Origin of the sequence: Flavobacterium anhuiense (assembly GCF_900101855.1) — a bacterium.
Classification (GTDB): domain Bacteria; phylum Bacteroidota; class Bacteroidia; order Flavobacteriales; family Flavobacteriaceae; genus Flavobacterium; species Flavobacterium anhuiense.
This window is the reverse complement of sequence record NZ_FMVC01000001.1, coordinates 441,203-456,057: the sequence shown is the minus strand read 5'-3', so window position 1 is coordinate 456,057 and position 14,855 is coordinate 441,203. Positions and strand designations below refer to the sequence as shown.

The 14,855-nt window shown below is 33.9% G+C and carries 16 protein-coding genes and 1 tRNA gene; 10 read left to right on the top strand and 7 right to left on the bottom strand.

Translation table 11 applies throughout. The annotated features are described in order from the left end of the window. Window positions 1-93 precede the first annotated feature (93 nt). Window positions 94-1,335: an MFS transporter gene (locus BLP44_RS01900; RefSeq protein ID WP_091128741.1), complete on the bottom strand. Its 1,242-nt coding sequence runs from the start codon at window positions 1,333-1,335 to the stop codon at window positions 94-96. Between the two features lie 91 nt (window positions 1,336-1,426). On the opposite strand from BLP44_RS01900, the gene BLP44_RS01895 reads away from it, so the two are divergent. The 10 genes from BLP44_RS01895 (at window position 1,427) to BLP44_RS01850 (ending at window position 9,808) form a co-directional block, all read left to right on the top strand. Continuing rightward, window positions 1,427-2,299 (top strand): LysR substrate-binding domain-containing protein, encoded by an 873-nt coding sequence (locus tag BLP44_RS01895; protein ID WP_091128738.1) that lies wholly within the window; start codon window positions 1,427-1,429, stop codon window positions 2,297-2,299. Between the two features lie 60 nt (window positions 2,300-2,359). Further along, window positions 2,360-2,446 (top strand) — tRNA-Ser (locus tag BLP44_RS01890). A gap of 133 nt (window positions 2,447-2,579) precedes the next feature. Further along, complete coding sequence (gene rhuM / locus BLP44_RS01885; RefSeq protein WP_091128734.1) at window positions 2,580-3,581, top strand: virulence RhuM family protein; 1,002 nt, start codon at window positions 2,580-2,582, stop codon at window positions 3,579-3,581. Window positions 3,582-3,672: 91 nt separating this feature from the next. Further along, on the top strand, window positions 3,673-4,035 hold the full coding sequence (locus BLP44_RS01880; protein WP_091128731.1) for an S-adenosylmethionine decarboxylase family protein: 363 nt from the start codon (window positions 3,673-3,675) through the stop codon (window positions 4,033-4,035). 3 nt (window positions 4,036-4,038) lie between these two features. Beyond that, window positions 4,039-5,268 carry a DUF4178 domain-containing protein gene (locus BLP44_RS01875; RefSeq protein WP_091128727.1) on the top strand — a complete coding sequence of 410 codons (1,230 nt, stop codon included), beginning with the start codon at window positions 4,039-4,041 and terminating at the stop codon, window positions 5,266-5,268. Between the two features lies 1 nt (window position 5,269). Continuing rightward, entirely contained in the window at window positions 5,270-5,455 is a 186-nt protein-coding gene (locus tag BLP44_RS01870; RefSeq protein WP_244511655.1) for a hypothetical protein, read from the top strand. Window positions 5,456-5,467: 12 nt separating this feature from the next. After that, window positions 5,468-5,683 (top strand): DUF350 domain-containing protein, encoded by a 216-nt coding sequence (locus BLP44_RS01865; protein WP_091128719.1) that lies wholly within the window; start codon window positions 5,468-5,470, stop codon window positions 5,681-5,683. Further along, the gene (locus tag BLP44_RS01860; RefSeq protein WP_091128716.1) at window positions 5,676-7,196 is read left to right on the top strand and encodes a polyamine aminopropyltransferase; all 1,521 of its coding nucleotides are present in this window, start codon (window positions 5,676-5,678) and stop codon (window positions 7,194-7,196) included. Before BLP44_RS01865 ends, BLP44_RS01860 begins: the two co-directional genes overlap by 8 nt. Beyond that, window positions 7,171-8,799, top strand: coding sequence for an NAD(P)/FAD-dependent oxidoreductase (locus tag BLP44_RS01855; RefSeq protein ID WP_091128712.1), 1,629 nt, complete (start codon window positions 7,171-7,173; stop codon window positions 8,797-8,799). Before BLP44_RS01860 ends, BLP44_RS01855 begins: the two co-directional genes overlap by 26 nt. Then, on the top strand, window positions 8,777-9,808 hold the full coding sequence (locus tag BLP44_RS01850; RefSeq protein ID WP_091128707.1) for a hypothetical protein: 1,032 nt from the start codon (window positions 8,777-8,779) through the stop codon (window positions 9,806-9,808). Before BLP44_RS01855 ends, BLP44_RS01850 begins: the two co-directional genes overlap by 23 nt. On the opposite strand, the gene BLP44_RS01845 is transcribed toward BLP44_RS01850, so the two are convergent. The 6 genes from BLP44_RS01845 to BLP44_RS01820 form a co-directional block, all read right to left on the bottom strand. After that, a complete protein-coding gene (locus BLP44_RS01845) occupies window positions 9,798-10,304 on the bottom strand; it encodes a GNAT family N-acetyltransferase (RefSeq protein ID WP_091128703.1) in 507 nt (168 codons plus the stop codon). The two genes, BLP44_RS01850 and BLP44_RS01845, sit on opposite strands and share 11 nt — an antisense overlap. Before the next feature lie 188 nt (window positions 10,305-10,492). Further along, entirely contained in the window at window positions 10,493-11,245 is a 753-nt protein-coding gene (locus tag BLP44_RS01840) for an SGNH/GDSL hydrolase family protein (protein ID WP_091128699.1), read from the bottom strand. A gap of 52 nt (window positions 11,246-11,297) precedes the next feature. Continuing rightward, window positions 11,298-11,726, bottom strand: a complete 429-nt coding sequence (locus BLP44_RS01835) for a hypothetical protein (protein WP_091128696.1) — start codon at window positions 11,724-11,726, stop codon at window positions 11,298-11,300. A gap of 67 nt (window positions 11,727-11,793) precedes the next feature. Continuing rightward, on the bottom strand, window positions 11,794-12,567 hold the full coding sequence (locus tag BLP44_RS01830; protein WP_091128691.1) for a helix-turn-helix domain-containing protein: 774 nt from the start codon (window positions 12,565-12,567) through the stop codon (window positions 11,794-11,796). 133 nt (window positions 12,568-12,700) lie between these two features. Beyond that, entirely contained in the window at window positions 12,701-13,483 is a 783-nt protein-coding gene (locus tag BLP44_RS01825; RefSeq protein ID WP_091128687.1) for a DUF3050 domain-containing protein, read from the bottom strand. Window positions 13,484-13,574: 91 nt separating this feature from the next. Continuing rightward, entirely contained in the window at window positions 13,575-14,753 is a 1,179-nt protein-coding gene (locus tag BLP44_RS01820) for an acyl-CoA dehydrogenase family protein (protein WP_091128684.1), read from the bottom strand. Between the last annotated feature and the right edge of the window lie 102 nt (window positions 14,754-14,855).

The following is a 14,855-nucleotide window of genomic DNA, read 5'->3' as shown; positions in this document are numbered from 1 at the left end:
CAAATTCCAAAATCTAAAGTTGGAATTTGGGATTTTTTTATTGAAATTTTCGCTTAACCATACAGTTTGTGGAAAATTGGAATTTGGAATTTTTTAAAATTTGGAATTTCTATATTCCACAGGACAAGTCTCCAATTCATCAGAAGCTTTGTGTTTTTTGTAATAGATATAAATCAAAACAGAAAGAATACAGATTATTCCCTGAATAGCAACTGTGGCTCTTACGCCAAGCGAGTGCGAAACATAACCAATAATTAAACTTCCCACAGGAATCATTCCCTGATACGCCATCATATAATAACTGATGCTTCTAGAGCGCATACTCACAATACTATGCGTCTGAATATAAATGTTGATAGATGAAGTTTGTCCCATCATTCCGATTCCGCTCAGAGTCATACAGATTAGCGCAATTGTAATGCTATTAGAAACGGCTAGGATAATAATGCTAAACCCAAGTAAGAGACTGGCCGCAATCATTAATTTTCCCATATTTTCAGCCGATTTTAAATTGGCAAGATAAATAGCAGATAAAATTGAGCCGACTCCGGCAGCGCTTTCAAACCAGCTGAAAGTTTCGGCATTTCCGCTAAAAATATCTTTTGCAAAAACAGGCATCAAAGTATTAAAAGAAATTACAAACAAACTGCTGCAAGTTAGCATTAAGAGCATTCTTGCCATTTCGCTTTCTTTTTTTACGTAATCAAGCCCTTCTATAAGATCGTCCAGCATTTTAAGCTTGTTTTCTGCTTTAATATGCGGTGTGATTTTCATTAGCATTAGCGAAATTAAAACAGGCACATAACTCATAAAGTTTCCAATAAAACAGATGTCTTCTCCATATTGATGCAGAATAATTCCCGCAAGCGCAGGCCCCGCGATTCGGGCAAAATTGTTCATAGTCGAGTTAAGAGCAACTGCGTTTGGAAGGTCTTCTTTATTGTCAACAATGTCAATCATCATAGTTTGGCGACAAGTCATATCAAAAGCATTGATAATTCCCTGAACAAGGCTGAGCGCCAGTATAAAATTGATATTGTAAATTTTGAGATAAATAAGTAGCGCCAAAGTTCCTGCCTGAAGCATTGCCAAAGACTGCAATACCATCATAGCGCGGTGTCTGTCATAACGCCCAATAATACTTCCGGCAAGAGGTGCCAGAAACAGAGACGGTATCATACTTAAAAAAGTCGCTAATCCCAATAAAAATACCGATCCTGTTATACTATAAATCATCCAGCTTACGGCGGTTTTCTGCATCCAGGTTCCGATAACTGAAACAGATTGTCCGTAAAAGAATAACTTGAAATTTTTAGATTTTAAGGCTTTAAACATGATCTTTATTATTTGATTACAAAGTTCGGAATTATGATTTCATTAGAAAAATTAATAATTTTACTTATAATAAGTAGTAAAACTTATCAATATGGAAATCTATCAATTGCAGTATTTTATTAAAACCGCTGAAGTTTTGCATTTTACAAAAGCGGCAGAGTTGTGTTTTGTAACGCAATCAGGACTTTCGCAGCAAATTAAAAAGCTAGAAGAAGAGCTCGGAATGCCATTGTTTAAGCGAATTGGAAAAAAAGTGCAGTTGACAGAAGCAGGAGCCGTTTTTCTGATTCATGCTAAAAAAGTGGTCGAAAATCTAGAAAACGGTAAACAGGCGATTGAGGATTTAAACGAAATGATTGGCGGAGAACTCCGAATTGGCGTAACCTATATTTTTGGATTATTGATTCTGCCTGTTGTAAATGCATTTGCCAAAAGATACCAGAATTTGAGAATAATTGTGGAATATGGTACAACAGAAGCTTTAGAGCAAAAACTGATTAATAATGAATTGGATTTGGTTTTAGTAATTTCGTCTCACGAAATTGGTCCTCCAATTCAGAAAGTGCCCTTGTTTACTTCAAATATGGTTATGGCAGTTTCAAAAAATCATACTTTGGCTGAAATAGACAAAATATCATTTAAAAAAATAGCTGAAGTACCTTTGATTCTTCCGGGAAAAGGTTCTAATTCGCGCGAATACGTAGAGTTGCTGTTTGTAAAACATAACATGAAACCAAAAATTTCGATCGAATTAAATTCGATTCATGCTTTATTGCAAATGGTAGAAAATAGCGATTGGGCAACTATTGTAGCTGAAAAAGCTTTGAAAGGTTGGGAACATAGCCTTAAAGCAATACAAATTACGGGAGTTTCGACCAAAAGAGATTCATATATGTTGACAATGGGAGGTTACCAGAAAAAGGCCGTAAAACTGTTTATGGAAGAATTTAGAAAGAGCATCTGAAGTAACTTTGATTTTACTTTTGTAAAGTCAGATTTTTTTGTGTTATTTGCAGACCAAAATAGAGAGGTGTCCGAGTGGTTTAAGGAGCTAGCCTGGAAAGCTAGTATATGGGTAACTGTATCGAGGGTTCGAATCCCTTCTTCTCTGCAAATTTTAATTAAAATAATACCAAACCTCGGAATCTGTATTTCGAGGTTTTTTTATTAACTTTCTACAGTTATGCAAGATTTGTATTCAGTTTCATTATCTTATTTTAAGATTCAATAAATGGAAAAAGAAAATGACAAAAAGTGAAATCATAATATATAGTACAGCTGATGGTTTGATTAAAATTCAAACACGATTAGAAAATGATACTGTTTGGCTTACACAAGCGCAAATGTCAGAGCTTTTTGGTAAAGATAGAAGTGTGATTACCAAGCATATTGCAAATGTTTTCAAAGAAGGTGAATTAGAGGAAAAAAGCAATGTGCAAATTTTGCACATTGCAAATTCAGATAAACCAGTTAAGTTTTATAATCTTGATGTTATAATCTCGGTTGGATATAGAGTTAAGAGCTTTCAAGGAACACGATTTCGTCAATGGGCGACGGCAAGACTTCGTGAATATATCGTAAAAGGCTTTACGATGAATGACGAAATGCTAAAACAAACAGACAACGAAAGCTATTTTGAAGAATTATTGGCACGTATTCGTGATATTCGTTCGTCTGAAAAAGTATTTTGGAGAAAGGTTTTAGATATTTATGCGACAAGTGTAGATTATGATCCAAGGGCAGAAAGTAGTAAATTATTTTTTCAAACGATACAAAACAAGATGCATTGGGCGGCTCACGGACATACAGCAGCCGAAGTCATTTATGAGCGTATAAATGCTCAGTTGCCAAATTTAGGTTTGACTAATTTTAGAGGTGAAAAACCGACGAAACAAGAAATAGAAATAGCTAAAAATTATTTGAATGAAGATGAGTTAAATGTTTTGAATCGAATGGTGACAGCATATTTAGATCTGGCAGAAATACAAGCATTAAATAGAAAGCCAATGTATATGAAAACGTGGATTGAAAAGCTTGACGAATTTATTAAAATTACAGGTAATGAGATTTTAGAGCATAATGGTTCAGTGAGTCATCAAAAGGCTTTAGACAAAGCAAATGATGAATATATAAAATATAAAGAGCAAACTAAAAATGATCTTTCTGAAGCTGAAAGACATTTTATAAAAAATATAGAAGAAACAAGTAAAAACATAATCGTAAAGAAAAAATCGCAAAACACATAGCCCTAAAAAGTTATTTTCAAAATACGGTTTCCCGCATTTTTTTATTCTAGAAATATTATATATTTGGCTCCTGTGTAATATAAATAACTTAATGGATTTACCTCCTTATTCGCCAGGATTGCATAAACTGGTTACTCTACATGTCGACGAAATTTTTAAGCTTACCAATAGCAAAGGTTTTGTTGCAGTTACCGATTCCATTTTAGAAAAATACGAACTTGAGAAGGTTGGTGTTGTAGTGCATGACTTCGAAAACGAAAGTTTTACAATTTCGTACTGCCTGAAAGAATCTCATATTTGTATACACACTTGGCCAGAATACAATCAGTTGACTTTGGACGTTTATTTGTGCAATTATCTTCAGGATAACTCGCATAAAGTGCGTGCAGTTATGGCCGATTACGTTGCCTATTTTGAAGCAGAAATTATTAAGGATTTTGAAATTAACCGATAAGATATGAAGATTCCTTGTTACGATTGTAATACAGAAACCGAGTTAGAGGTTGGTTTTGAAGTTGTCAATTTTGTTTGTCCGAAATGTCAGAGTTTATATGCTCGTGATAAAGAGGGGCAATTTAGAAGGAGATCTCAGTATAAAAACGTACTCAGAGATTATCCATTGGAAATTGGCGATGTTGGGTTTTTGATGGGTAGCGAATACAAAGTCACAGGTTTGCTGAGAAAAAAAGTGCATCCTGATTTTACTTGGACAGAGTTTATTCTGCAGAACGAAGCTAAAGAGTTTCTATATCTTTCTGTTTCAAACGGGCATTGGATGATGCTTACCGAAATGGAAAATATTGCAGAATTAAGAGGAGGAGTTACAGTTTTAGACCATGATGGTATAGATTACGATTTGTTTGAACATTCGGATGCTGAAATCATAGACGCGCAAGGTTTTTTTGATTTTGCACTTCCTCAAAACAAATTAATTCATTTGGCAGAATTTATAAATCCGCCAAACATCATCTCTATAGAAAGGATGAACAATGTGCAATCAGCATTTCATGGCGAGTATGTGAAAAAAAGCGTCATTCAGAAAGCCTTTCCGAAAAGAACAATGCCGTATCAGTTTGGCGTAAACATGATTCAACCGTCTCGTTTTGACCTTCGCAATACTGCCATTATTTTCTGTCTTTTTGCTTTATTGATTATAACTGCAAACTGGTATATTTATAAAGATCAGGTTGAACAAAACGTTTTTAATAGTAAAATTAAGTTCAGCGAATTTGATAATAAAGAAATTACCACTCCATCTTTTGTGCTCAAAGGCGCTTCGGCTCCTATGACGATTAGCGTTTCGACAGAGGTTAATAATTCATGGGCCAATATAAACGTCGCTTTAATTAATGAAGATAATGGCGATGAAATTTATGCTAATAAAGACATCGAATACTATCATGGTTACTCTGACGGAGAATCTTGGACAGAAGGAAGCCAGTATGAAAAGTTTAATATCTGTGGTGTAAAAGGAGGAAAATACCATCTTTTGATTACACCAATGAAAGCTCCAGAAGATTCTTCTAATAGCGAAATGAATGTTAATGTGGTCTGGAATCAGCCTTCAAGTCGAAATTTAGGTTTAGTTATTCTAGGTATGGTTATAATTTATTTCATCATACGATATTTTAAAAATCAATTTGAAAAAGAGAGATGGGCAGACAGTTCCTACTCAACTTATGAATAATATGAAAAAAATTTCAGATTTCTTTGCCAATAATTGGGCGCCATTAGCAATTGGATTCTTTTGCTTTGGGGTTTACATCTATTTTGCTCTTGCAGGAAACAGAATCTGTGATTGCGAAACCACAGAAAATTATAAATCAACATCGAGCGGAAGCCGTTCATCTTTTAACCATTTTTACCACAAATAAAAACTATCAAATATGGAATTATTTCACGTACAGCCAATAGTAAACTCAATTCTTTATTCTTTTTTAGGAATTGTAATCTTATTAATCGGGTATTATATTATCGAAAAATTGACTCCAGAGAATACTTGGAAAGAAGTTGTAGAAAAAAATAATGTTGCTGTTGCCATTGTTTTGGCAGCATTTATCATCGGGATTTCCATGATTATTAGTGCTGCAATTCATGGGTAAAAAGTTTCTTAGATTTGAATTTCTTTTACTTTTTGCCGTATTTATAATTGCCACTTGCGGACTTATTTATGAGTTGGTTGCAGGAACTTTGGCCAGTTATTTATTAGGCGATTCGGTAAAACAGTTTTCATTTATTATCGGCGTATACCTATTTTCTATGGGTATAGGCTCTTTTTTTTCAAAGTTTTTCAATAAGAATCTGCTTAATACTTTTGTAGAAATCGAAATTTTGGTCGGACTTATCGGTGGTCTAAGCTCAGTAATTTTGTTTCTGCTGTTTGAAAATGTGGGTTCTTTTCAATTCATTTTATATTTATTTGTTTTCGTAACCGGATTTTTGGTCGGATTGGAGATTCCACTATTAATGAATATTTTAAAAGATAGAGTCGAATTTAAAGATCTGGTTTCGAATGTTTTTACCTTTGATTATATCGGAGCGCTTTTAGCTTCAATCTTATTTCCATTGGTTTTAGTGCCGAAATTAGGCATTATGGGAACTTCTCTTTTCTTCGGAATGATCAATGTAAGCATTGCGATTGCTTTGTGTTTTTTATTAAAAAGAGAATTAAAGAAACCATCTTTGTTAAGAGCAAAAGCCGTTTTCTCGTTTTTGATACTATTGACTGTTTTTATTTTTTCCAATGATATTCTCGCGTATTCAGAAGGGAAATTATACGGAGAAAATATCATTTATACGAATTCGACACCGTATCAGCGTATCGTTTTAACACATAATAAGAGCGATTACAGGCTTTATTTGAATAATAACCTACAATTTAGTTCTGCTGACGAATATCGTTATCACGAGGCTTTAGTTCATCCCGCAATGTCGATGGCTAAAAGCGTCAAAAACGTTTTGGTTTTGGGTGGTGGAGATGGTCTCGCGGTTCGTGAAATTCTGAGATACAAAGACGTCCAAAAAGTGACTTTGGTAGATTTGGATGAAGGAATGACAAAGCTTTTCAAAACCAATTCGGTATTGACGAATTTCAATCAGAATTCGTTGAATAATCCTAAAGTTACCGTAATCAATACCGACGCTTATATTTGGGCAAAAAACAACAAAGAAAAATATGATGTCGCGATAATCGATTTTCCAGATCCATCCAATTATAGTTTGGGGAAATTGTATTCACTTAATTTTTATCAAACCATAAAAACCATTTTAAAACCTGATGCGGCGGTTGTGATACAAACCACTTCACCATATTTTGCGCCGAAATCTTTTTGGTGTATCAATAAAACGGTCATGCAGGTCTTCCCGCAGGTTGACGCGTATCATGCGTATGTTCCGTCGTTTGGAGAATGGGGATATACTATCGCGATTAACGGTTTCGGAACGACTTTTAATACCGTAAACCGAAAAGCAGACGGATTGAAATTTTACAATTATCAATTCGATCGATTCAATTATTTTACAAACGATATGATTTCAAACCAAATTGAAATCAATCGTTTAGACAACCAGATTTTAGTACGCTATTTTGATGAAGAGTGGGGAAAACTGCAATAAATCCAGAAGGAGCTTTATAAAAGTAGTTGGCGCGGCTTTAATTGCAGTTCCGTTTCTGCAGTTTTGTTCGGATAAAATTGCGGCGATGATGATTCGTTTATCTGGAACTAAACACTTGCTTGGTCATCGTTTGTGGATTAAAGATTTTCCTAAACCAACGAAACAAATCCACATTCCGTATCTAATTGTCGGCGGAGGAATTTCGGGTTTAAGTGCAGCGCGCCAATTTCATAAAAAAGGAATTTCAGATTTTTTGATAGTAGAATTAGAAAATCATTTGGGCGGAAATTCTTCTAATGGAGAAAATAAATATTCCAAATATCCTTTGGGAGCGCATTATTTGCCTTTGCCTAATTTCCAAGATAAAGAACTGCTTCGTTTTCTAGAAGAAGAAAAAATAATTTTAAGTTATAGTGAAAAAGGTTTTCCAATTTTTGATGAATTGCAATTGACTTTTGCGCCAGACGAACGTTTGTTCTATAAAAATAACTGGCAGGAAGGCGTCGTTCCAAAAGAAGGAAATTTGATTTCTGATGATTTGGAGTTTGACAAATTCTTCAAAAAAATGGATGCGTTTAGAACCGCTAAAGGAGAAGACCAGAAATATTTGTTTGATATTCCGCTGTATCTTTCTTCTAAAGACGAAAAGACTAGAGCTTTGGATAAAATTACCATGAAACAGTGGTTCAAAGACAATCATTTTACGTCTGAGCCTTTGTTCAATTATATCGATTATTGCTGTAAAGATGATTTTGGTTTAGGAATCGAATATGTTTCAGCTTGGGCAGGAATTCATTATTTTGCAGGAAGAAAACAAGATTGTACGCCCGAAAAGCGCGACAGCGTTTTAACGTGGCCTGAAGGTAATTCGCGTTTGGCCAATCATCTTAAAAAATATACGAAAGACAAAACGCTCAAAAATCATTTGGTTTATGAAGTCAAAGTAGAGAACAATAAAGTGATTGCAAAAGCTTTTGATGATGTCAATAAAACCTCGGTTGAAATAATTGCTGATAAAGTGATTATGAGTTCTCCGCAGTTTGTAAATCAATATTTGATTAAAGACAGAAAAACGTTTACCGAATATTTTCATTACACGCCTTGGCTTTTGGCAACGCTGATTGTAAATGATTTATCAGATGATTTTAGTTTTCCGCTTTCTTGGGACAATGTAATTTATGATGCAAAAGGTTTGGGATATGTTTACGATCAGCATCAGACCGTGAATCAGGTTCAGGACAAAAAAGTGATTACATATTATTATAGTTTTTCGTCTGCCGATTTGAAGAAAACCAGAAAAGAGCTGTATAAAAAAGACAAAGAATATTGGAAACAGTTTGTTTTGAATGACTTAAAAGTGGCGCATCCAGATATTGAAGAATGTACAGAAGATATAGAGGTGTTTCTTTTGGGGCACGGAATGATTTCGCCTGCTCCAGGCTTTATTTTTGGAGAAGCGAAAAAACAAGCCAAGCAAAACATTCAAAATAAAATATATTTTGCTCATAGCGATTTATCAGGAATTTCGATTTTTGAAGAAGCTTTTCATCAGGGAATTAATGTTGTAAATGAAATTGTAGATGGAACAACCGTGGATTCATAAAGCCAAAACCGATTTAGCTTTTATAATTGGTCCGTCATTTTTTGTTTTGGCGATCATTTTCATTTTTCAGGATTATATTGCTCAGATTGAAGAATATTATTCTTTTTATACTTGGCTTTTCCTGATTGTGTTTATTGATGTTGCACACGTTTATGCAACTTTATTCAAAACTTATTTTGTTGCAGATGAATTTCAGAAACAAAAAAGAAGATTGATTCTGTTGCCGCTTTTTTGTTTCGTAACCGGAATTGTGCTTTTCTCTTTCGGAAGTTTAGTTTTTTGGTCTTTTTTGGCTTACGTAGCTGTTTTTCATTTTATAAGACAGCAATATGGTTTTATGAGATTGTACGCCAGAAAAGAAACGAAGACCAAAATCTCGATTTGTATTGATAATCTTGCGATTTATGCTTCAACTGGATACCCGATGCTATATTGGTTTTTTTCGTCTAAGCGAAAATTCAACTGGTTTGTAGAAAATGAATTTTTTAGGTTTGAAAATCAAAGAATTCTAGAAATCCTGTTTTGGGTTTATATTGGGATTTTGATTCTGTATGTGGTTTATACGGCTGTAAAATCAATTCAGAACCGATTTTTTAATATTCCAAAAAACAGCATTATTCTGGGAACTGCTTTGTCCTGGTATTTTGGAATTGTGTATTTTAATGATGATCTGATTTTTACTTTATTGAATGTCGTATCGCATGGAATTCCGTATATGGCTTTGGTTTATTTTAAAGAAATTGACGGAAAATCGGAAACAGAATTGGGGCGTTTATCTTTTTTAAAACAGTATAAAGGTCTTTTAATTTACATTGGAATTTTGCTTTTGATTGCTTTTTCGGAAGAATTTCTTTGGGAATTTTTTGTTTGGAATGAAAATATCAGCATCACAAATTTTGATTTTTCAAGTTGGCAGATTTTGTTAGTTCCTTTATTGACCGTACCACAGTTTACACATTATTTATTGGATGGTTTTATTTGGAAAACCAAAACTAAATCTAAAGTTTAATCTCAAACAAACTAAAAGAACCTTCTTTATAATGTTCTGGTAATTCGTTTGTCCATTCGATAGTGCTTATTCCTTTGTAAGTGAAGCCACAGCTGCTGTAATATTTATTTATTCTTTCATTTCCGCTGTGTGTGTCAAGCCTAATATATTCTTTACCGTTTTGTTTGGCATATTCTTTAGCCCATTCAATAATTTTTTTGACATAAGATTGTCCTCTAAATTTTGGATTGGTAGCAATGCGATGAAGGTAAATAGCAGGATCTTTACTGGCTTCCTTCCAAATAATTAAATCATTAAAAGTAATCACAAATGTACAAGCAATTTCGATTCCTTCTTTGATTATGTAATGGCGATTTTCAGCAATTTCTTTTTCTATTAATGCTCTTTCAAAACCTCTCCAGCTTTTATTGTTTACTGTCTTTTGATATGATGTAGCTTGATTGTAAATATTGAAAACGGCATCGATATCTTGTATTGTAGTTTTAGAAATAATCATTACGTAGTGCTTGTATTTTAAGAATTTATCCAGGCAAAATTAAGTATATTTTCTTAAAGCGGATACTTCTAATCTAGCCCCGATAGAAACGATATCCTTTTGTTCTGGGGTTCAGAACAAAAGATATAGTGGATAGCGGGACTAAATTTGTTTTGAAAATGAATGTTCTGCTTCAAGAAATTAAAAAACTAATTCTGTAAAGCGATTTTGACTTTCGGCATCATTCTGTCTACAAACATTTTGTAAGCTGTTTGGGAAGGATGTAAACCGTCTGAGGCAACAAGATTTGGATTGCTTAACCCCATACGCGTAATATCTGTAATCGAAACAAAAGCAACCTGATTGTTATTGCAATAGTTTTCTGCAAAAGAATTATATTGATCTATTTCTGCAGAAATTGTGGTGCTTTGCTGTCCGAATAAACTTTGTCCATAGGGCGTGTAAGCATAATCAGGAATAGAAATGACAACAACATTTTTTCGATCACCTTTGGCCAGCATAATAGCTTTGCTGACCAATTCAGGAAATTCTTTTTCATAAACAGAAAAGCTTTTGTGCTGATATTGATTGTTAACTCCAATTAAAAGCGTTACCAAATCATAATTGGATTCTGGTTTTTGCGATTCGATTGCTGAAAGCAAATTAGATGTTGTCCAGCCAGTTGTTGCAATTATTTTTAATGAAATTGTACTAGAGTACATGGCGTTTAAACTTGCTTTGAGCTGTTCTGGAAAACGACATGTTTCGCAAACGCTCTGACCAATAGTGTAACTGTCGCCTAATGCCAAATAATTTACAGAACTCGAAATTGGAGGATTTGTTGTAGGCGGATTTACAACTGGAGGAGTGGTTGTCGTAGGAGATGAGGGTTCATCTGAACTGCAGCTCAAAAGAAATCCTGAGAGTATAACAATAACTATCTGTTTAAAATCTGGTTTCATAATTTTTTTAAATTAAATTGGCTTTAAACAAATAGTTACGTTAAATAGGGCGTTACGGTTTTACGGCTTCTTTATAAATATTTCTTTCCATGGTGATATTTAATCTTGCAAACATTTCAGAGATATTAAAACCTTCTTTTTTATAGTAAGCTTGCACGGCCTCTTTGGCGCTTTTCAAGACGGTTTCATTTTTCCAGACAGCAATCGTTAAGTAAATTAAATTTCCATTTTCGTCAATGCGTTCGTATGCATTGTCATTTACAAAGCCGTTTAAATGTTTTATGAAGTTTCGGTTAATGCGTACTCGTTCTAAAAATTCTTGTTTTGATTTTTCGGGAACAATAAATTTATCGATAAAAATTTGTTGCATGGTTTCTGATTTTTTAAGTTCAATTTCTGAATTGATTGTTGTTGATTGAGCATTTGTTCTATAGTTGAATAATGTCAAAAAGACAATTCCGATTAAAATATTTGTTTTCATAACTCCTGTTTTTATTGATGTAAAATTCAGAATTGTGAAAACTTAATCCTTGTAAAAAATCATTGATTTACCAAAAAGAAGGAAAATTGAAAAACTCACTTGGAGTTTGTCCTGTAAACAACTTGAAATCTTTATTAAAATGGGGCTGGTCAAAATATCCGGCATCAATAGCCAGATCGATGAGGTTTTGATTTTTTTGTTTGTGATCGATAATTGATTTTATGCGAACAACATAGCAAAATTGTTTCGGAGAAGATCCAATTGTTTTTCGGAACCTTTTTTCAAATGCGTCTTGACTGATAAAAAGCGCATCAGCAAGCTCTTTTATTTTAACGATGCCTTTTTTTGATTGTATGATAGTAATGGCAGCAGAGATTAGATTGTCGGGTTTGTAATTGTGCAGTCTTGATAAAAGAAACTGTTCTATAACTGCAATTTTTTGATTGTTGGTTTTGGCTTCCACTAAAAGTTCTTCGATAATGGCAATTTTTTGCTGTGGAATAAAGTTGTCGAGCGAAACACTTTCTTCGAATAATTCATGAAGCGGTTCTTTAAAAAAAGCTTTAGCTCCAGCTTCTTTAAACTGAATGATAAGAGTTGCCGTATCTTTTGCGTAATTAATTAATCGTACTGATTTGCGAATACCTGAAATTGTAGAAACGGGCAGTTTTTCGTGCCGATTTTCTTTAATATAATTAACATAGCCTTTGCAGCGAAAAGCAATTGCTAGAGAGGTGCTGGGCAAAACCCGGTTTACCAATTCGTCTTCGCTTTCGATAATTCTGTAAGTCTTAATAAAAGGTCTTAACTGTTCTGTTGGAATGAAATCGATAATGTTCATTTGAAAGTATTTTCAACAGGCTGAATGTCAAAGGTATGAAAAAACAAAATTCCAATAACTTATCTGTCATTAAACAGTTTCAGTTATTGGAATTTTTAAGAAATAAGTTATGTTACATAACTTATAGTAATTTTTAAACCATTTCGGCTTTCATCAAAATTTCTTCCTCGATAGCATTCCAAAGTCCGATGCGTTTTTCTAGAGCAAGAATCGAAACTTCTTCAACTTCTTTCCATTTTTGAGCATCGTTTTCACACAGTTCTGTAATCATTTGCATAGCCATTGGTCCATGTTCATCGGCATCCAATTCGATATGTCTTTCAAAATAGTATAGTAATATTGCTAAATCGGTTTCCGGAAGGTTTTTCTGGAAGTTTTTCAAAATTTCAGTAAACATACTCGGAATCAAATCTTCTCTTCCAAAAGTAAATGCTGCTGCAATTTCGTGTGGTTTTCCTTCTTCGATAACTCTAAAAGTAAAATCTAAAAAGGCTTTTACATTTGGATGCAATGAGCTTTGTTTGATTGCTACGAATATATTATGAAGAGAGGTCACCTCTGATAAGAATTTTAAAACTCCTGTTGTATCTGCGCCACAGTCTTCCATAGCTTCAAGATACATTTCGTAGTGGCTTTGTCTTCTTCCATCAATACTTAAATCGCTCTCTTCTGCAAGAACAATTTCATTAATCAAATAACGTGTTTCTGGATTTTTGGTAGCAAACCAAGGTGTTGTTGTACAAGTAAGTTTGGCCTGTAAGGCTTTTAAAAGTGACATAAAATCCCAAACAGCAAAAACGTGAGTTTCTAGAAAGCTGTGAAGATCATTTATATTTTGAATCTTATTGTATAAAGAGTGGTTTAATAGTTGGTCTTTTTGAGGTTGAATGCTTTTGTTTATCGTTTCGATATTCATTTTTGAAAAAATTTTGATGCAAAGATAAAAAGCTTCTCCGTCAAGAAGAAGCTTTTTAGATTGATTTTATGTATATTTTAATAATTAGTGTTTATTTAAATGCTGGAATTCCAGTCACATCCATTCCAGTTATCAATAAATGTATGTCGTGAGTTCCTTCATACGTAATAACACTTTCAAGGTTCATCATGTGTCGCATGATGGAGTATTCGCCAGTAATTCCCATGCCTCCGAGCATTTGTCTTGCTTCTCTGGCGATGTTGATTGCCATGTTTACATTGTTGCGTTTTGCCATCGAAATTTGAGCAGAAGTTGCTCTACCTTCGTTTCTTAAAACTCCTAAACGCCAAGTTAATAATTGTGCTTTTGTGATTTCGGTAATCATTTCCGCCAGTTTTTTCTGCTGCAATTGAGTTCCTCCAATTGGTTTTCCAAACTGAATTCTTTCTTTTGAATATCTTAAAGCTGTATCATAACAATCCATTGCAGCTCCGATTGCTCCCCATGCGATTCCGTAACGAGCAGAATCTAAACAGCCAAGAGGGGCGCCAAGACCAGATTTATTTGGTAGAAGATTTTCTTTTGGAACTTTTACATTATCAAAGATTAATTCTCCTGTTGCAGAGGCACGAAGTGACCATTTGTTATGAGTTTCTGGCGTTGTAAAGCCTTCCATTCCTCGTTCTACAATTAAACCGTGAATTCTTCCTTCTTCATTTTTAGCCCAAACAATCGCAATATCAGCAAAAGGAGCATTAGAAATCCACATTTTGGCACCATTTAAAAGATAATGATCTCCCATATCTTTAAAATTGGTAATCATACTTCCAGGATCAGAACCGTGATCTGGTTCGGTTAATCCGAAACAGCCTATATATTCTCCCGTAGCAAGCTTTGGAAGATATTTCATTCTTTGTTCTTCGTTTCCATATTTCCAGATTGGATACATTACTAGTGAAGATTGAACAGATGAGGTAGATCTTACACCAGAATCGCCTCTTTCTATTTCCTGCATAATTAAACCATAAGAAATTTGGTCTAATCCTGCTCCGCCATATTCTACAGGAATATAAGGTCCGAAACCACCGATTTCTCCAAGACCTTTAATAATTTGTTTAGGAAATTCTGCTTTTTGCGCGTATTCTTCTATAATAGGAGAAACTTCTTTTTTAACCCAAGCACGAGCAGATTCGCGAACTAATTTATGTTCGTCAGATAGTAAATCGTCTAAGTTAAAATAATCTGGAGATTGAAATAGGTCTGGTTTCATGATTTTTAAATTTAGCAAAGCAAATTTACATAATAAAAATATAACAAATACATGTTAAAATGTTATATTTATTTATAGCAAAAATAATATTAATAGGAATTT